Annotated in this window: 19 protein-coding genes; 6 read left to right on the top strand and 13 right to left on the bottom strand. The window is 68.2% G+C overall.

Annotation, left to right across the window (positions count from 1 at the left end; translation table 11 throughout):
* On the bottom strand, window positions 1-1350 hold the full coding sequence (locus KO490_RS06020) for an ActS/PrrB/RegB family redox-sensitive histidine kinase (protein WP_252727043.1): 1350 nt from the start codon (window positions 1348-1350) through the stop codon (window positions 1-3).
* Window positions 1351-1422: 72 nt separating this feature from the next.
* Between KO490_RS06020 and KO490_RS06015 the strand changes: the two genes are divergently transcribed.
* The 3 genes from KO490_RS06015 (at window position 1423) to KO490_RS06005 (ending at window position 3087) form a co-directional block, all read left to right on the top strand.
* Complete coding sequence (locus KO490_RS06015; protein WP_216018507.1) at window positions 1423-2049, top strand: SCO family protein; 627 nt, start codon at window positions 1423-1425, stop codon at window positions 2047-2049.
* Between the two features lie 87 nt (window positions 2050-2136).
* Window positions 2137-2679 (top strand): ActR/PrrA/RegA family redox response regulator transcription factor, encoded by a 543-nt coding sequence (locus tag KO490_RS06010; RefSeq protein ID WP_371822275.1) that lies wholly within the window; start codon window positions 2137-2139, stop codon window positions 2677-2679.
* Between the two features lie 93 nt (window positions 2680-2772).
* Window positions 2773-3087 carry an H-NS family nucleoid-associated regulatory protein gene (locus KO490_RS06005; protein WP_216018505.1) on the top strand — a complete coding sequence of 105 codons (315 nt, stop codon included), beginning with the start codon at window positions 2773-2775 and terminating at the stop codon, window positions 3085-3087.
* A gap of 45 nt (window positions 3088-3132) precedes the next feature.
* On the opposite strand, the gene KO490_RS06000 is transcribed toward KO490_RS06005, so the two are convergent.
* Genes KO490_RS06000 through KO490_RS05990 form a run of 3 tightly spaced genes read right to left on the bottom strand, consistent with a single transcriptional unit; the run spans window position 3133 to window position 4852 of the window.
* Complete coding sequence (locus KO490_RS06000) at window positions 3133-3738, bottom strand: HD family hydrolase (RefSeq protein ID WP_216018504.1); 606 nt, start codon at window positions 3736-3738, stop codon at window positions 3133-3135.
* 3 nt (window positions 3739-3741) lie between these two features.
* Window positions 3742-4263, bottom strand: a complete 522-nt coding sequence (gene secB / locus KO490_RS05995) for a protein-export chaperone SecB (protein ID WP_216018503.1) — start codon at window positions 4261-4263, stop codon at window positions 3742-3744.
* A gap of 58 nt (window positions 4264-4321) precedes the next feature.
* Window positions 4322-4852 carry an FxsA family protein gene (locus KO490_RS05990; protein WP_216018502.1) on the bottom strand — a complete coding sequence of 177 codons (531 nt, stop codon included), beginning with the start codon at window positions 4850-4852 and terminating at the stop codon, window positions 4322-4324.
* Window positions 4853-4957: 105 nt separating this feature from the next.
* Between KO490_RS05990 and KO490_RS05985 the strand changes: the two genes are divergently transcribed.
* Window positions 4958-5620 carry a Tim44/TimA family putative adaptor protein gene (locus KO490_RS05985; protein WP_216018501.1) on the top strand — a complete coding sequence of 221 codons (663 nt, stop codon included), beginning with the start codon at window positions 4958-4960 and terminating at the stop codon, window positions 5618-5620.
* A complete protein-coding gene (locus KO490_RS05980; protein ID WP_216018500.1) occupies window positions 5620-6213 on the top strand; it encodes a Smr/MutS family protein in 594 nt (197 codons plus the stop codon). Before KO490_RS05985 ends, KO490_RS05980 begins: the two co-directional genes overlap by 1 nt.
* 11 nt (window positions 6214-6224) lie before the next feature.
* Here KO490_RS05980 and KO490_RS05975 read toward each other — a convergent pair whose 3' ends face one another.
* The 3 genes from KO490_RS05975 to hslV all read right to left on the bottom strand — a co-directional run bounded on the left by KO490_RS05975 (window position 6225) and on the right by hslV (window position 8357).
* Window positions 6225-6401: a PLDc N-terminal domain-containing protein gene (locus tag KO490_RS05975; RefSeq protein WP_216018499.1), complete on the bottom strand. Its 177-nt coding sequence runs from the start codon at window positions 6399-6401 to the stop codon at window positions 6225-6227.
* A 72-nt stretch (window positions 6402-6473) separates the two neighbouring features.
* The gene (gene hslU, locus KO490_RS05970; protein ID WP_216018498.1) at window positions 6474-7781 is read right to left on the bottom strand and encodes an ATP-dependent protease ATPase subunit HslU; all 1308 of its coding nucleotides are present in this window, start codon (window positions 7779-7781) and stop codon (window positions 6474-6476) included.
* Window positions 7782-7802: 21 nt separating this feature from the next.
* Window positions 7803-8357, bottom strand: a complete 555-nt coding sequence (gene hslV / locus KO490_RS05965) for an ATP-dependent protease subunit HslV (RefSeq protein WP_216018497.1) — start codon at window positions 8355-8357, stop codon at window positions 7803-7805.
* 96 nt (window positions 8358-8453) lie between these two features.
* Between hslV and KO490_RS05960 the strand changes: the two genes are divergently transcribed.
* Window positions 8454-9356: a hypothetical protein gene (locus KO490_RS05960; RefSeq protein WP_216018496.1), complete on the top strand. Its 903-nt coding sequence runs from the start codon at window positions 8454-8456 to the stop codon at window positions 9354-9356.
* 33 nt (window positions 9357-9389) lie between these two features.
* Here the strand turns inward: KO490_RS05960 and trxA are convergent, their stop codons facing one another.
* The 6 genes from trxA to dapB form a co-directional block, all read right to left on the bottom strand.
* Complete coding sequence (gene trxA / locus KO490_RS05955; RefSeq protein WP_216018495.1) at window positions 9390-9710, bottom strand: thioredoxin; 321 nt, start codon at window positions 9708-9710, stop codon at window positions 9390-9392.
* Between the two features lie 80 nt (window positions 9711-9790).
* Window positions 9791-13150 carry a double-strand break repair helicase AddA gene (addA, locus tag KO490_RS05950; protein WP_216018494.1) on the bottom strand — a complete coding sequence of 1120 codons (3360 nt, stop codon included), beginning with the start codon at window positions 13148-13150 and terminating at the stop codon, window positions 9791-9793.
* The gene (gene addB / locus KO490_RS05945) at window positions 13143-16091 is read right to left on the bottom strand and encodes a double-strand break repair protein AddB (protein WP_216018493.1); all 2949 of its coding nucleotides are present in this window, start codon (window positions 16089-16091) and stop codon (window positions 13143-13145) included. The genes addA and addB overlap by 8 nt, the downstream gene beginning before the upstream one ends.
* Complete coding sequence (locus KO490_RS05940) at window positions 16084-16755, bottom strand: nucleotidyltransferase family protein (protein WP_216018492.1); 672 nt, start codon at window positions 16753-16755, stop codon at window positions 16084-16086. Before KO490_RS05940 ends, addB begins: the two co-directional genes overlap by 8 nt.
* Window positions 16743-18131: a tRNA (adenosine(37)-N6)-threonylcarbamoyltransferase complex ATPase subunit type 1 TsaE gene (gene tsaE, locus KO490_RS05935; RefSeq protein ID WP_216018491.1), complete on the bottom strand. Its 1389-nt coding sequence runs from the start codon at window positions 18129-18131 to the stop codon at window positions 16743-16745. The genes KO490_RS05940 and tsaE overlap by 13 nt, the downstream gene beginning before the upstream one ends.
* A 4-nt stretch (window positions 18132-18135) precedes the next feature.
* Complete coding sequence (dapB, locus tag KO490_RS05930) at window positions 18136-18960, bottom strand: 4-hydroxy-tetrahydrodipicolinate reductase (RefSeq protein ID WP_216018689.1); 825 nt, start codon at window positions 18958-18960, stop codon at window positions 18136-18138.
* Between the last annotated feature and the right edge of the window lie 55 nt (window positions 18961-19015).

Here is a 19015-nt window from a genome sequence, read left to right as displayed (position 1 = left end):
CTAGGTTTCGTTAACCGGATTGGGGGTCAGCGCGGCGCGATCCTCGGCGCGGATGCGATCCAGCGGCCAGCGAACCGTGACGATGGCCCCCGGCCCGCCATTGGCGAAGCCGAGCCGCGCGCCGCTGCGTTCCAGAAGCGTCTTGGCGATGAACAGCCCCAGCCCCATGCCTTCGTATTTCCCGCGCTGCGCCTCGGCGCGGCGGCTGACATAGGGGTCGCCGATCCGCGACAGAAGCTGTGGCGGAAATCCGGGGCCGTCATCGCGAATGGTGACCCCCAGGGTGCTGCCGGTCGCATATCCGTCAATGACCACGCGGGTCTCGGCGAAATCGACGGCGTTCTGGATCAGGTTGCGCAGGGCATGGATGATGGCGGGATCGCGGTGGATCACGGGGCCGGCCGCGTTGATCTCGACCACGGGGCCGCGATCGGCATGGGGGCTGGCCGCATCCTCGAGAACCGCGCCCAGGGGGGCCGCGCGCATGTGCAGGTCGTCCTTGCCCGCCCGGCCCATGCTGCGCAGGATGGCCGCGCAGCGATCCGCGCTCTCGCGCAGCGCGATCGCGTCGGCCATCAGCTCGGGGCGGTCGGACAGCTCGTCCGCCAGCTCGCCCGCGATCAGCTTGATCGTGGCCAGCGGTGTGCCCATCTCGTGTGCCGCCGCCGCCACGACACCGCCCAGATGCTGCAGGCGCTGTTCGCGCGACAGGGCCATCTGGGTCGCGAACAGCGCGTTGGACGTGTCCGACAGTTCGCCCGTGACGCGATGGGCATAGCCCGCGAAGAACACCACCCCGATGACCAGCGCGACCCAATGGCCAAGCGCCAGGATGGGCTCCATCCGCAGGACCTGCCCGTCGGGCGCGGTCAGCGGATGGGCGAAGATCGCCGCGACCGAGATCAGCGCCACCGTGGCAAGGCCGAGCGCGATCACCTGCCGTGCATTGAGCGAGGCCGCCGCGATGGTCACGGGCGCCAGCACCAGCAACGCGAAGGGGTTGGCCATCCCCCCGGTCAGCGCCATCAGCATGGAGATCTGCACCAGGTCGAAGCTGAGCTGGCTGACGGCCCGCCCCGCCGAGGTGCGCTTGGGCGGGTGCAGGAACAGCCACAGGTTCATCGTTACCGAACAGGCGACCAGGAACAGGACCGGCGCCTTGATGAACCCGATGCCCATGAACCAGGCGACCACGATGGCCGCCATCTGTCCGCCGATGGCGAACCAGCGCAGCAGCACCAGCGTGCGGATGCGGATGGGCTCGGCCTTGTGGGCCTCGGCGGCCTTGGTGGGATCTTCCGGCAGGACCGGCTGGTCGTCGAAGCTCATCGCGTTCCCCGTCTGCGACATGGCGCGCCTTGATACCCGTCCCCCCCTTTGCGATCAATGCGCCCGAATGACACGCGACGAAAGGGGGCCGTCATGGCCGATCGAAGGATTATGCTGGCCGCCGCGGTGGCTTCGGGGCTGCTTCTGGTGGGCGGGGGCGCATGGTTGGCGGCGCGCGATACCGGCACCGATTACGCACAATGCCGCAACGGCAATGTCGCGGGCGGCATGGACAGCTTCGGGACCGAGTTCACGCTGACGAACACCGAAGGCGACCGGCTGACATCGGAGCAGGTCTTCGACCGACCCAGCCTTCTCTATTTCGGATATACCTTCTGTCCCGATGTCTGCCCGCTGGACACCGCCCGCAACGCCGAGGCCGTCGCCCAGCTGGAGGAGCAGGGCGTGGACGTACAGAACGTCTTCATCACCGTGGACCCCAGGCGCGACACCCCCGAGGTGCTGGGCGATTTCACCAGCCTGTTCCCGGGCCGCATGATCGGCCTGACCGGGTCCGAGGACGAGATCGCCGCGGTCAACAAGGGCTGGCGCAACTACTACAAGGCCCATGACGAGGAGGATGACGAGTATTACCTCGTGGATCACATGACGAATACCTATCTGGTCATGCCGGGCCAGGGCACGGTGGATTATTTCGGACGCGATGCCGCACCCGAGAAACTGGTCGAGACCGTTGGTTGTTTCCTGAACGCCAGCTAAGGCATTTCGTCACAGGCGGTTTGAAAGAACCCGGCGAAATCGCCATTTTTGAACGCGAATGCCGGGAGTGGGAATAACATGACAGATATGAATGCTCAAATCGGGGCGGATGCCTCGCTGCTTCTGGTCGATGATGACGAGATATTCCTGAACCGCCTTGCCCGCGCGATGGAGAAGCGCGGCTTCGCGGTGGAAACCTCGCCCACGGTCGCAGGCGCGCTCAAAAGCATCGAAAGCCGCGCGCCGGCCTATGCGGTGATCGATCTGCGGCTGGAGGATGGAAACGGGCTGGACGTGGTCGAGGCCCTGCGCGACCGCCGCCACGACGCCCGCATCATCGTGCTGACGGGATATGGCGCGATCGCGACCGCCGTGGCTGCCGTCAAGATGGGCGCGACGGATTATCTGGCCAAACCCGCCGATGCGAATGACGTGACGTCGGCCCTGCTTTCCAGCGGTGAATTGCTGCCGCCGCCGCCCGAAAACCCGATGTCGGCCGATCGGGTGAAATGGGAACATATCCAGCGCGTCTATGAACAATGCGACCGAAACGTTTCCGAAACGGCGCGCAGGTTGCATATGCATCGTCGAACATTGCAGCGAATTCTTGCCAAAAGGGGACCAAGATAACCTTTTGGTTATATGTTTGATACATTAGTCGACTTGATCTAATAATAACTATGTTTATGTTGGTGTTATTAATTCAACCATAAAGCAGATGATATGACCATCGAACTGGAGAAGATGTCGCTCAAGGATATGCGTGATCTGCGTTCCAAACTGGATCGCGCGATCAATTCCTATGAGGAACGCCGCCGTCGCGAAGCGCTGGTCGCGGTCGAGGAAGCAGCCCGCGAATACGGGTTCAACCTGTCGGACCTGACCACGGGCAAGCCCAAGCGCGCAGGCACCGTGCCGCCGAAATACGCCAACCCCCAGGATCCCACGATGACCTGGACCGGCCGCGGTCGCAAACCGCGTTGGGTGATCGAGAATCTGGACGACGGCAAGCAGCTTGAAGACCTGCTGATCGGATAAGGAAAAGGGGCCGCAATGCGGCCCCTTCTCGTTTGGTCCTGCCGTTCAGCGATCCAGCAGGGATATCAGCATCGCAAATCGTGCCAGATATGCCTGACGGGTTTCGGCGGGTGGGCGCAGTGCAATTTCCAGCCCCGACAGATCGCAGGATTCGGGGATGGGGAACAGGCGACGCGCCTCGGCTTCGGAAAACCCCGCGATCGAGACGGCTTCCAGCCGCGCCGATACGCGGTCGGCATCCTTGATGCGTTTCTTGATCGTGGCGGGCAATTGCGCGGGCAGGCCGAAGCGCTGATGGATGACCGCGGTCAGCCGTTGATCCATCAGCCGGTAATCGGGCCCGAGCGCGGCCTTCACCGGCGATATCATGTCGCCGATGACATATTCCGGCGCATCATGCAGCAAGGCGCCCAGACGCCAGCGCGGATCGCAATCCGGTTGCGCCCGCGCGAAGATCTCTTCGACCAGCAGCGAATGTTCGGCCACGGAATAGGGCCAGTCGCCCTGCGTCTGCCCGTTCCAGCGCGCGACGAAGGCAAGACCGTGGGCGATGTCCTCGATCTCGATATCAACGGGGGTCGGGTCCAGAAGGTCGAGCCTGCGCCCGGACAGCATTCGCTGCCAGGCGCGGGCGGGGCGGCGTGCCGCCATGGGTCAGGACAGCTTCTGGTCCGCGGGGGCCTGTTCGGCCTGGCCCTGCTGGGCGCGGCGCGCCAGTTCCTGGCGGTACAGCGCCACGAAATCGACCGGGTCCATGTTGAACGGCGGGAAGCCGCCATCGCGCACCAGGTCCGAGATGATGCGGCGCACATAGGGGAACAGCAGGCGCGGGCATTCGATCATTAGGAAGGGGTGCAGCTGTTCCTGCGGCACGCCCTCGATGTTGAAGACGCCGGCATAATCCAGTTCCGCGATGAACAGGGTGGTGCCGTCGGCCTTGTTCTTCGAGGTGACGCGGAACTTGGTGATCACCTCGTACTGGTTTTCCGAACCGCGCTTGCGGGCATCCATGCTGACCTGGACCGAGACCTCGGGGGCCAGTTCGCCCTGCGGCGCACCCTTCTGCGCCACGCCGTTCTCGAAGGACAGGTCGCGGATATACTGCGCCAGGATGTTCATGCGCATCTGCGGCTGTGCAGCAGCGGCGCCGTTCGGTGTGGTCTCTTCTTCAGCCATTCTCGTCCCTCGGGGTTATGCGTGTCGCGGATATCACTAGCAGCAGGGTCGCGGCGTCTCAATGCCGCGTCCAGCCGGAACGGCCGGGGCCGCGCGACGGGTCGTCCAGTTCGGGGGGCAGATCGACCGGGTCGCGGCGATCCTCGGGGGTGACGGTGTAATCGCCGTCGATCACGCCTTCGTCATCCGCCGCGCGATAAGGGTTGCGGCCCATCGTCGCGGAATTCATCTGGAACCCGGTCACCTTCACCCGGCCGGCGATCTGGCGCATCAGCCTGTCGCGGACGCCCGGCACCAGCAGCAGCATCCCCAGGGTGTCGGTGAAGAAGCCCGGCGTCAGCAGCAGCATCCCCGCGATCAGGATCATGACCCCGTGCGCCAGGGGGCGCGTCGGATCGCGCATTTCCCCGAAGCTGCGCTGGATTTCCAGCCAGGCCTGGGCGCCCTGGCTGCGCATCAGCGCGGTGCCGACAATGGCGGTCAGGACGACGATGGCCAGGGTGGGCCACAGCCCGATCAGGCCGCCGACCTGGATGAACAGACCGATCTCGATGATCGGGACAAGCAGGAAAAGCCAGAACAGCTTCATGTGCACTCCTTCGTGATCCGGCGCGGCAACTGGACTTGCACCGGGGCCATGCTTACATAATGGCAGAACGTCCAAAGACCAATGACACCGACCAGAGGGTGCCCGATGTCCAACCCGATTCTCCAGCTTCTTGTCCTTGCAGGGATCGCGATCTTCCTGATCCTGCGCCTGAAAAACGTGCTGGGAACGCGTGACGGGTTCGAACCTCCAAAGGTCGAGGACCCTGCGCCCACCACCACCCCCGCCCGTTTCGAGGTGATCGACGGCACCGGCGGTGAACAGGATCACGATATCCTGGACCATGTCGATGCCGGCAGCCCCGCCGCCGCGGCCCTGGCCGAGATGAAACGCATCGAGCCCGATTTCGCCGTGGGAGAGTTCCTGGGCGGCGCGCGACAGGCCTACGAGATGATCCTGATGGCCTTCGAGAATGGCGACATCACCGATGTCCGCCCGTTCCTGGCCCCGCCGGTGGCCGATGCCTTCCAGTCGGTCATCGACCAGCGGGCAGCCGCCGGTCAGACGGTCGAGGCGCAGTATCTGGGCACCCGCGAAACCACCCTCGCCGGTGCCGAGTTCGACCGCGCCACCGGCGAGGCCGAGGTTTCGGTCCGCTTCCTGGCGCAGCTGATCGTCGCGACCCGCGACGCGGAAGGCAACGTGATCGACGGCGATCCCAAGGCCGCGCGCAAGCAGAAGGATACCTGGACCTTCGCGCGCCGCATGGGCAGCGACGATCCGAACTGGCAGCTTGTCGCGACCGGCTGATGCGCCGCCGCAAGGGACTGTCCGAAGAAGATCGCGCGCTCTGGTCCAAGGTGGCCGAGAGCGCGCATCCCATGCATCCGCGCCGCAAGGCCGATGCGATCCCCGAAGGCATGTCCGCACCCCTGCCCCGACCCGATCTGCGCGACACGTCCGGCCCGGCGCCCGTGCCCGCATTCCGCGTCGGCCAGGCGGCCCAGCCGCAGAAGCCGCTGGTCCAGCGCAACCAGAGCCCGGCGGAACGGCTGGCGCAATCGGGCCTGCGCATGGATGCCAAGACCCACAAGCGCATGACGCGCGGCAAGCTGAAGCCCGAGGCGCGGCTGGACCTGCATGGGATGACGCTTGCCGCGGCCCATCCCGAACTGATCCAGTTCATCCTGTCATGTCATGCGGGCGGTCTGCGGCTGGTGCTGGTCATCACCGGCAAGGGACGGGGCGATCATGGTCCCCTGCCCACCCGGCCCGGCGCGCTGCGCCACCAGGTGCCGCACTGGCTGCATACCGGTCCCCTGGGGATGGTCGTGCAGCAGGTCACCGCCGCGCATTACAGGCACGGCGGCGAAGGTGCGTATTACGTCTATCTGAGGCGCTGATCCGATGCGGATCAGGTATATTTCGCCTTGGGTCCGGCGAAATACCAGATGATCAGACCGATGACCGGCAGGATCGCGATCAACAGGATCCAGATGATCTTGGTCTTGGTGGATTCGTTCGTGTTGATCACCGAGGCGATCGCCCAGATGTCCAATGCGAAGATGATCGCGCTGAATAGCCAACCCATGTCCCGTCCCCTTGTTCGAAGCATTCCGACAAGGGGCGAACCCCGGCTGGGCGGCCGGGGTTCCCTTGCGCCTTACAGGACGTAGCGGGACAGGTCCGTCGAACGCGACAGATCGCCGATATGCGTCTCGACGAAGGCGGCATCCACCTCGATCGTCTCGCCGCCACGGTCGGGCGCGTTGAAGGACAGCTCCTCGAAGACGCGCTCGATCACGGTATACAGCCTGCGCGCACCGATATTCTCGACCGAGGCGTTCACCTCGGCGGCGATGCGGGCAAGCGCCGCGATGCCGTCGTGGGCGAAGGAGACGGTCACGCCCTCGGTCTGCATCAGCGCGGTGTACTGGCGCGTCAGGGCGTTGTCGGTCTCGGTCAGGATGCGGACGAAATCCTCCTCGGACAGGGCGCGCAGCTCGACGCGGATGGGCAGGCGGCCCTGAAGTTCGGGCAGCAGGTCCGAGGGTTTGGCGACGTGGAACGCGCCCGAAGCGATGAACAGGATGTGATCCGTGCGCACCGCGCCGTATTTCGTGCTGACGGTCGTGCCCTCGATCAGCGGCAGCAGGTCGCGCTGCACGCCTTCGCGGCTGACATCGCCGCCGCGGGCATCGCTGCGCGCGCAGACCTTGTCGATCTCGTCGATGAAGACGATGCCGTTCTCCTGCACCGATTCCAGGGCCGCGGCCTTGATCGTCTCGTCGTCCAGCAGCTTGTCGGCCTCTTCCGCGATCAGCAGCTCGTAGCTTTCGGCGACGGTCACCTTGCGGCGCACGCGGCGACCGCCAAAGGCCTTCATCAGGCCCGACAGGTCCATCATGCCGCCCATGGGCTGCCCCGGCTGGCCCGGCATCTCCATCCCGCCGAGCGGGTTCGAGTTGTCGGCCACCTCCAGCTCGATGACGGTGTCGTCCAGTTCGCCGCGCTTCAGCTTGTCGCGGAACATCTGGCGGGTGCCGTCGCGCGCGTCCTTGCCGGCCAGCGCCTCGATCACGCGATCCTCGGCGGCCTCGTGGGCGCGGGTCTTCACGTCCTCGCGCATGCGTTCGCGGGTGTCGTTCATCGCGGCGTCCATCAGGTCGCGGATGATCTGTTCCACATCGCGCCCGACATAGCCGACCTCGGTGAACTTCGTCGCCTCGACCTTGACGAAGGGCGCATTGGCCAGCTTGGCCAGGCGGCGGCTGATCTCGGTCTTGCCGACACCGGTCGGGCCGATCATCAGGATGTTCTTGGGATACACCTCGTCGCGCAGGTCGTCGCCAAGGCGCTTGCGGCGCCAGCGGTTGCGCAGGGCGACGGCGACGGCGCGTTTCGCATCCTTCTGGCCGATGATGAATCGGTCCAGCTCGGACACGATCTGGCTTGGGGTCAGGTCGGTCATTTCGCGTGTCTCCTCAGGGTCTCAGCCCAGAACCTCGACGGTCAGGCGACCGTTGGTATAGACGCAGATATCGGCGGCGATCTGCATGGCCTTGCGGGCCACGTCTTCGGCATCCAGATCGCTTTCCAGAAGCCCGCGCGCGGCGGCCAGCGCGAAATTCCCGCCCGAGCCGATGGCCGCAACGTCGAATTCCGGTTCCAGCACGTCGCCCGCGCCGGTGACCACCAGAAGATCCGTGCCGTCGGTGACGATCAGCATGGCCTCCAGGTTGCGCAGGTACTTGTCCATGCGCCAGTCCTTGGCCAGCTCGACGCAGGCGCGCTGCAACTGGCCGGGCGCGGCCTCCAGCTTCTTCTCCAGCCGTTCGAGCAGGGTGAAGGCATCGGCGGTCGAACCCGCGAAGCCCACGACCACGTCGCGGCCACCGGGCGACAGCCGCCGCACCTTGCGGGCGCTGCCCTTCATCACCGTTGGTCCGACGCTGACCTGCCCGTCGCCCGCGACGACCACCTTGCCGTTCCGGCGCACGGCCAGAATCGTGGTGCCGTGCCAGCCGGGAAACTTGTCCTCTGCCATGGGACGCTCCTTCCTTCAGTCGGCCAAGCAGATATGGGCGCCCCGGCCCTTCTGCAACCCGTTGAAAACAGGGCAGCGGCACCCTAGCCTGCCGTCATGGGCGAAGAACTGCTGCTGAACGTCTATCTGTATCCCCCGGTTCTGCAGATGGCGAAGGCGGGTCGTCTGGGATTCCTGAACCGGATGACGGCCCTTTTGGAGGCGCGCGGATGGACCGTCAGGATCCGCCATTCCGGCGAGGGGCCGCGTGCCCGTGCCCCTGCCCGTCCGGGCTATGCGCTGTTCAACATGGAACGCCCGACCCATGACCGCGCGCTGACCTTCCGGCGGGCCTATCACTATCCCTATTGGCGGCTGGAGCCGCAGGCCGAACGCTGGCGCTGGCCCATCGCGCAGGCGCGGTTCGACCCGGACCTGATCGAGGATCGGGCCGCCGCCAATTTCGCCCGCCGCCTGCGAAGGCGCGTGCTGCCGGGTGCGGATCCCGTTCGCGGCGATCACATCCTGATCCCCCTGCAGGGCCATCTGCGCAAGCAGCGCAGCTTCCAGTCGGCCAGCCCCATCGGCATGATCCGCCATGCGGCGATGACGGGCCGCCCCTGCATCGCGACGCTGCATCCCAAGGAGGTCCATGACGACAGGGATCACGCCGCCCTGGGGGCGCTGCAGGCGGAATATCCGAACCTGACCATCGGCGGGGAAACGGCGGTGCTTCTGCGCGATTGCGCCTTCGTCGTCACCCAGAACAGCGCAGTGGGCTTCGACGCGCTGATCCTGGGCAAGCCGCTGGTCCTGTTCGCGCAATCCGATTTCCACCACGTCGCGCTGAACGCGGCCGATCTGGGTGCCGATCCCGCCATCGCGATGGCCGCGGGACACGCCCCCCCGACGGACAAGTTCCTCGACTGGTTCCTGCGCCGCAACAGCCTGGACATGATGGCGCCCGATGCCGACGATCGGTTGCTGTCGGCCATGAAAAAAGGCGGCTGGCCCGTCTAGGGCCGCCGCCTTTCGATGCGCCATGCGCGGGGATCAGATCGACTCGTCGATCCAGCCCTTCAGCGCGGCCTTGGGGGCGGCGCCCATGCGGTTCGACACGACCTCGCCGTCCTTGAACATGAACAGGGCGGGAATGCCGCGCACGCCCAGCTGGGCCGCCTGTTCGGGGTTCTCGTCGACATTGACCTTCACGACCTTGATCTTGCCGGCATATTCGTCCGACAGTTCTTCCAGTGCCGGGCCGATCTGCTTGCAGGGGCCGCACCATTCGGCCCAGAAATCGACCACGACGGGGGTCGCGGCCTGGCGCACCTCGGCGTCGAATTCGGCGTCGTTCACATGCACGGTAGCCATGCTCAGCTCCTTCTTACGGAAATGACCGGCGGATACCGGCGGTCTTGTCGAACAAGAGCTATGTGCCCCACCCCCTTCGGTCAAGACCCGGCCAGGTCGCGCATCACGCCGTCCAGAAGCGCACCCGGCAGGGTCATCACGCTGCGCGTCGTGGTCCACAGCACCGCCACCTCGACCGGCCTGTCGGACCAGATGGCGGTCAGCGCCGCGCGATAGGCCGCCATCTGACGCAGGATGCCCAGGGGCGTCGCCTCGGGGGTGGCGGGCACTTCGGCATTGGTCTTGTAATCGACGGCAAGGATGCGATCCGCGGTGACGATCAGCCGGTCGATCACGCCGTTCAGCGTGCCGATGCCGGGCAGGGGCGCGGTCAGCGCCACCTCGGACAGGACATTCGCATCCTGGCCGGGGTCCATGATCTGCGCCAGGTCGGGTGCGGTGATCAGGATCTGCGCTTCGCTCAGCAATTCGTCCAGCATCTCGGGGTCGGGCAGCCCGCCCTCGGCCCCCGACAGGATGGCGCGGGCGATATCGGGCCAGCCGGGCGCGGGATGGTGGGGCAGGTGTTCCAGCAGCAGATGCAGACGCGTGCCGCGCAGCATCGCGGCGTCGCGATCGCCGTCGCTCGGCGCGGCCAGGGCCTTGGCCCCGCCCAGGGCGGTCGCGGCAACGGGCGATCGGTATTCGGGCGGTTGGGGCGGCAGGCGGTGCGCCCAGTCGGGTGCGGCGCGCGGGGGCAGGGGCGCTGTGGGCGGATCGACCGTGCCGTCCGGCCAGTCGCCGAAGGACAGGCGCAGCCCGATGCCCAGGCCCTCGATCTCGATGGGGGCGCGGGGCAGGGCGGCGGTCGCCGCGCCTTCCGCGATCATCGAGTGCCAGCTGTCCAGCCCTTCGCCGGTGTCACCCGCAGCGGCCACGATCAGCCAGCTTTCGGCCCGCGTCATCGCCACATAGAGCAGGCGGCGGCGTTCCTCTTCCTGGCGGCGTTCCCAATCGGTCACGGCATCGGCCACGGCATCGCAGCGCTCGGTTGCGGCCCCGCGCCATGCGGGCATGTCGCCCATGCGCACCGTCTTCTGCATGTTCGAGGGGCGGCGCTTCTGCGTTTCGGGCAGGATCACGATGGGGCTTTCGAGGCCCTTGGACCCGTGCACCGTCATCACCCGGATCAGCCCGCCCGATCCGCCGGGCAACTGGCGCTTCACCTCGACATCGTCGCCCTGCAGCCACACGAGAAAGCCCGTCAGCGACGGCGTTTCCACCTGTTCGTAGGCCAGGGCCTGGGACATCAGCTCGTCGATGCCGTCCTCGGCCTCGGCGCCCAGCCTGGCCAGCAGCGCCTGCCGCCCGCCATGGCGCGTCAGCAGGCGCGCGATCAGGTCGTGCGGGCGAAGATAGTCGGCATGGTCCGCCATGTCCGCCAGCACGTCCCAGACCGCGCGGTGATCCGAATTGCGCAGCCGCGCCCACAGGAACTCGCCCCGCTTGCGGCCCGACGACAGGCGATAGAGATCATCCTCGGACAGGCCGAACAACGGCGATCTGAGGGCGGCGGCAAGGCTCAGGTCGTCCTCGGGGGTGGCAAGGACCGACAGGGTGGCGGTGATGTCGCGCACGGCCAGTTCGGCCGCAAGGCGCAGCCGGTCCGCCCCCGCCACGGGCAGGCCCGCCGATTTCAGCGCGCCGATCAGCGCCTCGAACAGGGATCCGCGGCGCTGCACCAGGATCTGGATGTCGCCCGCATGGATGGCGCGGGGCTGGCCCGTCTTGCCGTCCAGGATGGGCTGGCCCAGCATGTCCGCGATCCGGCCCGCGATCAGGCGGCCCAGTTCGACATCCGCGTCGTTATCGGCAGGGGCATCGACGGGGCTGGTCCAGTCGGCGGCCTCGGGCTTGTCGGGCTTGGGCAGGGCGGGCCAGATGTCCACGCGCCCCGGCATGGCGCTGCGGAAGGCCACGTGGCGCGGCGGATCGCCCAGGCCCTGCGCGGCCTTGCCCTGGAAGACCGCATCGACCAGGGTCAGGATCGCGGGCGAGGAGCGGAAGCTGTGGGCCAGCCCGCGCGTCTGCATGGGCTGCTGGACGGCGGCGAAATCGTGGCCGAAGCGGTCGCGCATATCCTCGAAGACGGCGATGTCGGCGCCTTGGAAGGAATAGATCGACTGCTTGGGATCGCCCACCACGAACAGCGTGCGGGGCCGGTCATGCGCGCCGTCGCCGCTGGTGAATTCATCGGTCAGGCGGCGGATCACGCGCCACTGCTCGGGGCTGGTGTCCTGCGCCTCATCGACCAGGATGTGGTCGATGCCGCCGTCCAGACGCCACAGCACCCATTGCGCCATGCTGGATTCGCCCAGCAACTGGGCCGTGCGGCGGATCAGGTCGTCGAAATCCAGCCAGCCATTCGCGGCTTTGGCCCGGGCCATGCGTTGCGTGAATTCATGGCCGAAGCGGTGCAGACGCAGCGTGCGTTCCGCCTGCGCAAGGCCAAGCGCGGGCAGCCGGGCCTCCTGCACGCGCAGCATCAGGTCGTCCAGTTCGTCCATGAAGGGCCCGCAGGGGCCTTCGCGCAGGCCCTTGGTCGGCAGCTTGCCGATCTTGGCGGTGAAGGGCTCCTTGGTCTTGGCGCCGGTCAGGAACTGATCGACCAGCAGGGCCAGTTCCGGCTGGCCCGGATCGCGCCAATTGCCCGTGCCCAGCTTCTGCGCGATCTTCGCATCGGTCGCGCCGCCCTTGGCCATGACCGGCAGGATCGCGTCGAACAGATCGCCCTGGTTGCCGTCGAAGACCTGCGCCAGCAGCGCGTCCTGCGTCATGCCCGGCGGCACGCCCATCGCTGCGCGGATCGCGTCGGCATCGGGGGGCGCGGCGAAATCGGCCTCGGAGAACGAACCGAGGAACCCGTCCAGCCCGTCGCCGCCCACCAGCGCGGTCAGGTCGCCCATGGCGGGGTGGCCGGTCTCGGCCATGTCCTCCAGGATCTCGGCGCGCATGGCGCGGGCGCTGCGGTCGTCCAGTTCGGCAAAGCCCATCGGCACGCCGGCCTCCAGCGGGAAGCGCCGCAGCAGCGCCGCGCAGAAGCTGTGGATCGTCTGCACCTTCAGCCCGCCCGGTGCCTCGATCGCGCGGGCGAACAGGCGCCGCGCCTCGGGCAGGTCGGGGGCGCGATCCTCGCCCAGGGATGCCAGTTCCTCGCGCAGCGCATCCTCGGGCAGCATGGCCCATCGGCCAAGGCGCGCCAGCAGGCGGTTCTGCATCTCGGTCGCGGCGGCCTTGGTATAGGTCAGGCACAGGATACGTTCCGGCGCGGTCCCGCCCAGCAGCAGCCGCGCCACGCGGTCGGTCAGCACGCGGGTCTTGCCGGACCCCGCATTGGCCGTCAGCCATGTCGTGCGCAGGGGATCGGCCGCGCCGATCTGGTTCAGCGTGGCCTCATCCATGATCGCCCACCTTTCGCGGGGTTGCGGCATCGGTCAGCGACCATTCGCCATACCGCGCCAGGTGATCGTAATCGCCCGCATAGCTGACCGATTGCGGCGCGCGCATCGCGGTGAAGCCCGCATTCCCCGCCAGATAGGTCGTGACCAGATCCACGAAGCCGTCCCAGTTCCGCCCCTCGATTTCCGCGTCATGGGTGCGGGCGGCGGTCGCCCCTTCGCCGCCCAGCTGGATATAGGCGATGCCCGCCACGTCCACCGGCCCCAATGCGTCGAAGCCGCCGCGCCGTGCCATCGCGGCCTCCAGCATCAGCTGCTTGTCGAAATGTTCGATCTGCTTGTCGGTCGGGGGCGATCCGGACTTGTAGTCGTAGATCATCGCCCGCCCGTCATGCAGCAGGTCGATCCGGTCGGGCTTGGCCGTCAGGACCATGCCCAGAGCCGGCAGGTCCACGCGGCCGCGATTCTCGATCACGACGGGTTCGCCCTGCGACAGGCGGTCCAGTTCGTCCGCGACGATGCGGTCGGCGATGCCGTGAATGCGGGCCTTCCAGAAGGCGCGGGCCACGGGCCAGGGCACCTCGCGCTCCAGCACCTGGTCCGCGACCTGCAGGAAGGCAGCCTTCAGCACCTCGGGCGGGGTGTCGGGCAGGGGCTTGGTCTTCAGCAGGTGTTCCACGATGGAATGCAGCGCCTGGCCGCGCAGGGCGGCATCGGGTTCGGGGCGCAGCGGCGGCAGCGGGCGCAGGCCCAGCACGCGCTTGGCATAGACCGCATAGGGGTCCCGGATGAGGTGAGAGATGTCGGTGACCGGCAGTTCCGCGAATGCCGGCGCGGGCGGGATGGGCGAGGGGCGCAGCGCCCCCGGCACCTGCGCCACGGGCCGCTGGATGGCCTGCGCCATGGCCAGCCATTCCGCACCCCGCGCCCGCATCGCGGCCAGCGCCTGCGGGCCGTTGCGGTCGGGCAGGCCGCCCATCAGGTTCACGAGGCGGTTCAGCCAGCGGCTGGGGATGGTCTCGGCCTCGGCATCGCGGCGTGCGCGGGTCAGGAACACGCGGTCCGCGCCGATGGCCTGCTGAAAGTCGTGCGCCGCAAGGCCGATCTGGCGTTCGGGGACCGGCAGGCCCGCCGCCATGCGCATCTGCCGCGACAGCCAGGGGTCGGGCGACAGCGATTGCGGCCAGCCGCCCTCGTTCAGGCCCGACAGGATGACCGTGCCGTGACCATAGAGCCGCGCCTCGCGGGTGCCGCGGATGCGCAGCAGGTGGAAGCTTGCGACATCTTCCCGGACGGCGCTGCGCTGCAATTCGGTGGCCAGCAGCGCCGACAGGTCGGCGGGGCCGAAATCGGGCCCGTGGGGGGCGTGTTCGCGCAGGTGGCGCATCACGTCCAGCGTGCAGCGCCCGGCCTTGTCCTGCCACAGGCGCGAAGCCGCCGGATCGCCCGAGGGGCCGGCGGCCAGCGCCTCGGCCAGGTCCACCAGATCGGCCAGCCGGTCTGGCAAGGGGCGGGGCGCGCGGTCGCGGGCAAGGGGGGCCATGCGGTCCAGCATGGCGGCCAGCCAACCAGCCCAGGTCTTGCGCAGCGCGTCGCCCCGGTCGCCCCAGTCCTGCAGGGTTGCCGCATCGGGGAATGCGGGGCCGTTCCGGCGCAGGTGCAGTTCCAGGTCGCGCGTCAGGCGCAGCATGTCGTTGCGCCCGATCGTGGTCGATCCGGTCGCGGTCAGTGGGTGCTTCAGCAGGATCAGCAGGCGGTCGATGGTCAGCGCCTCGCCCGACAGCTGCGCGATCTGGCGCAGGAACAGGCCCGGCGGGGTCAGCGACAGCGGCTGGCCCGAACTGTCGTCGGGCCGGATGTGCCAACGGTCGAGCGCTGCCGAGACCCGCCGGATCAGCCCCGAATCGGCCGAGATCAGCGTGATGTCGCGCCCGTGTTCGGCCGCGTCGCGCATGACCAGGGCCACGGCCTCGGCCTCCTGGCCGGGCTGGTCGGCCTCGATCAGGGTCAGGGCCTCGGTGGGGGCGATCAGGTCGGGCAGGGACGGACCCTCGGCGATCCACTGATCCGTCACGGGCGCGGGCCGCAGCGCAAGCGAGACCAGACGGTTGCGATCCGCCGATGGCGGGGGCGTGTCGGTCCAGGGACGCGGACGCCCCACCCGGCGCATCAGGGGGGCGAAGCGCGATTGCGGGTGATCGTCGGACGCATCGCCCAGGCCGTCCCAGACCTGATCGGGCTGGTGGTCGTCGAAGCCCGGCAGGACCACCGCGCCGCCCGGCAGGCGGGCCACGGCCTCCATGAACATCCTTGTCGCGCCATGCGATCCGGTCGAGCCCGCGACGATCACCGGCCCGTCGGGCAGGTTGCGACCCTCGGCCCAATCCTCGCAGGCGGCGATGGCGGCGGCACGCTGACGGCCCGCGGCGTCGGCCCAGGGGGTGGCAAGGTGGAAATCGGCGGCGATGCGGATGAATTGCAGCGCGTTCTGCCAGTGGCGCGCATGATCGCCGGTGTCGATGTCCAGAAGCGCCTGAAGGTCCAGCCCCTCGGTCTGCATTTCCGTCATCAGGTCGGACAAGGACTGCGCAAGAACCGGGATCGAATGCGCGGCGCCCAGATCCGGCTGCAGCTTCAGCAGCTGAGAGATCAGCCGTGCCAGCTGCAGCTTGCGTGCCAGGGGGGCCTGCGGCGGATCGGGCATCAGCGCGGGGCCGGGTTCGAGCGATGTCACCGACCGCAGCCGCGGCAGGATCGCGGGGCCTGCCGCGTCGAAGGCCCGGCGCAGCGCGCCAAGGGTCGACGACGCGTTGGCATAGACGGTGACGCGGGCCATCTCCTCGGGCGGGAAATCGGCCATGCGGTCGCGCAGGCCGCGCACGAACTCGGTCGCGAAATCGACGCCCGGCGGCAGGGAATAGAGCCCGCGAAAGGGTTCACGCATCCAGAAGGGCCTCGGCCATGGGAATGGCTTCGGGGTAACCGACATCGCACCAGCCGCCGGGATGGACCATTCCGAAGGCGCGGCCATCGGCAATCATGCGGTCCCACAGCAGGTTCAACGAGAAGACCTGATCGGGAATGTCGTGCAGCGCCTCGGGCCGGATGATCTGCGCCCCGGCATAGACGTGATCGCCCTGCCGCGCGATGCGCCCCGCATCGTCCATCGCGAAATCGCCCGCCCCCTTGCGCGCCGTGGCCCGCGCGACGGGCACCAGCGCCAGCAGCGCGTCCATCCGGTCGCCGTCCCATGCCGCCTGCAGCGCCTTCAGCACGTTCGGCCCCGACCAGACGACGTCCGGGTTCAGCGTCATGACCGGCCCCGCGCCCAGCATCGGCAGCGCGCGGCGCAGCCCGCCCCCGGTATCGAGGATCAGGTCGGGTTCGGGGCTGATCGCCACGTCGCGGCCCGCCAGGTGATCGGCGACCTGCGCGCCAAGGTAATGCGTGTTCACCACCACCGGCGCGGCGCCCGCCTCGGCGCCCATCTCCAGCGCGCGGTCCAGCAGGGTACGGCCACCGACCTCGACCAGGGGCTTGGGGCGATCGTCGGTCAGGGGGCGCATCCGCGTGCCGAAGCCCGCGGCGAAGATCATCAGGGCTGGCATCGGGCGCGGATCCTTTCGACGAATTCGGGGGTGGGGGCGGCGATGGGCTGCATCGCGCGGGCAAGGTCCGCCAGGGCGGGGTGGTCCAGGTCGCGCTGCAGGTTCGCCCAGACGCGGGGCATGAAATCCAGGTACCGCGTCTTGCCGTCGCGCAGCGCAAGGCGGCAGAACACGCCCAGGATGCGCAGCGCGCGCTGGGCGCCGATCAGCGCATAGGCCGCGCGGAACGCGTCGCCGTCATGCCCCGTGGCGGCAAGGAAGCGGTCGATCTGGCGGGCCTCGGTTTCCGGGTCCACGTCGCGGCGGGCATCCTGCAGCGCCGAGACGAGGTCATAGGCCGCATGCGCGGCCACCGCATCCTGGTAATCGATCAGCCCGAGGGGGGCGGCATCGCGCCAGATCAGGTTCTCGGCATGGAAATCGCGCAGCGACAGGACGGGCGGACCGCCGGCCAGATCCTCATGCAGCCGCGCGACGATCGCAGGCAGGTCCGGGGCGGCATCGGCACCAGGATACCATTCGACGAACAGCGCCGTCAGATTGGCCATGGCCGCGCCGTCCAGCGGGCTGACGAAGCGCGGCGGCACATGGGACTGGATCTGCACCAGCAGGTCGGTGATGCGGTCGTGGACGATCCCTGCAAGATCGGGGCGGTCCTCGATCACGCGGGCGACCAGGTCGTCGCCCAGATCCTCGACCAGCATCAGGCGCAGGTCGGGATCATGCGCGATGATCGCGGGCGCACCCAGACCGCGTTCGCGCAGCCAGTCGGTCATGCGCAGGAAGGGCGCGATATCGCCCGCCGCATCGTCCATCAGGACCGCGCTGTCGTCGCCCCGATGCAGCCTGAAGAAGGACCGCGAGGACGCATCGCCCGCAAGGACCGTCACCCGCGCATCCGACCAGCCCGCCTGCGCCACGAAGGCCGCGCGCTGCGCGATGCGGTCCGCGCCCGCGAAGGCCAGGTCGATCACCCGCAGGTCGGGATCGGGGGCGGGGCCGATGGCGATGGTCATCGCGCCAACCGGCAGGGCCTCCAGCCGGTCGGGCCATTCGATCAGGCAGATCGCGTCCGACATGGCCTCATCGAGGCCCAGCTCGTCCAGTTCGGAGGGGTCGGTCAGGCGATAGAGATCGGCGTGCCAGATCTCGGTCCCCATCGGGTCGTCATAGGTCTGGACCAGCGTGAAGGTGGGGCTGGGCACGTCCTCGGCCAGATCGCCCTGGCGGGCGCGGATGAAGGCGCGGGCGAAATGGGTCTTGCCCGCGCCCACCGGCCCGTCCAGCAGCACGGTATCGCCGGGGCGCGACCCCGCGGCCATCATGCGCGCCAGCCCCGCGGTCAGTCCCTCGTTCGCGATCAGGCGCACCGACATGGGATCACAGGCCCAGAACGTCGTTCATGTCGTATTCGCCCGGCCCCTTGTCCTGCCCCCAGATGGCGGCACGGATGGCGCCACGGGCAAAGATCGCGCGGTCGGTCGCAAGATGGCGCAGGACGATGCGTTCGCCCTCGGTCGCGAAGATCACGTCATGTTCGCCCACCACGTCGCCGCCGCGAATGGCGGAAAAGCCGATGCTGCCGGTCTCGCGTGCGCCGGTGATGCCTTCGCGCGCGGGGGTGCGCAGATCCGACAGGCTGGCGACCCGGCCCTCGGCCGCTGCCTGACCCAGCATCAGCGCGGTCCCGGACGGTGCGTCGACCTTGTGGCGGTGATGGGCCTCGACGACCTCGATGTCCCAGTCGGTCCCAAGCGCGGCTGCCACCTTGCGCGTCAGCCCGACCAGCAGGTTCACCCCGAGCGACATGTTGCCCGCCCGCACGATGGGGGCATGGCGGGCCGCGGCCTTCAGCGCGTCCAGGTGGCGATCCTCGAGGCCCGTGGTGCCGATGACATGGACCGCACGCGCCTGCGCGGTCAGTTCGGCAAAGGCCAGGGTCGCATCCGGCGCGGTGAAGTCGATCACCGCCTGTGCCTGCGCGATGGCCGCGACCGCATCGTCGGTCACCGCGACGCCGGCCTCGGCGCCGCCCATGCAGCTGCCGATGTCGCGCCCGATCCAGTCGTGGCCGGGGCGTTCCAGCGCGCCTGCCAGCCGCACCTCGGGGTGGTCCAGGATCAGGCGGATCAGCATCTGCCCCATTCGTCCCGACGCGCCCGTCACGACGATCCCGGGGCGGTTCGGCTGGTCGGTGTTGTGCATATCGCTCATCTCGGGGTCCTTTCGCGCCTTTGCCGGTGTGATAGCCCGTTGCGGC

The sequence above is a fragment of the Paracoccus sp. C2R09 genome, from assembly GCF_018860625.1.
Lineage (GTDB): Bacteria > Pseudomonadota > Alphaproteobacteria > Rhodobacterales > Rhodobacteraceae > Paracoccus.
This window is presented reverse-complemented; position numbering and strand designations above follow the sequence as displayed.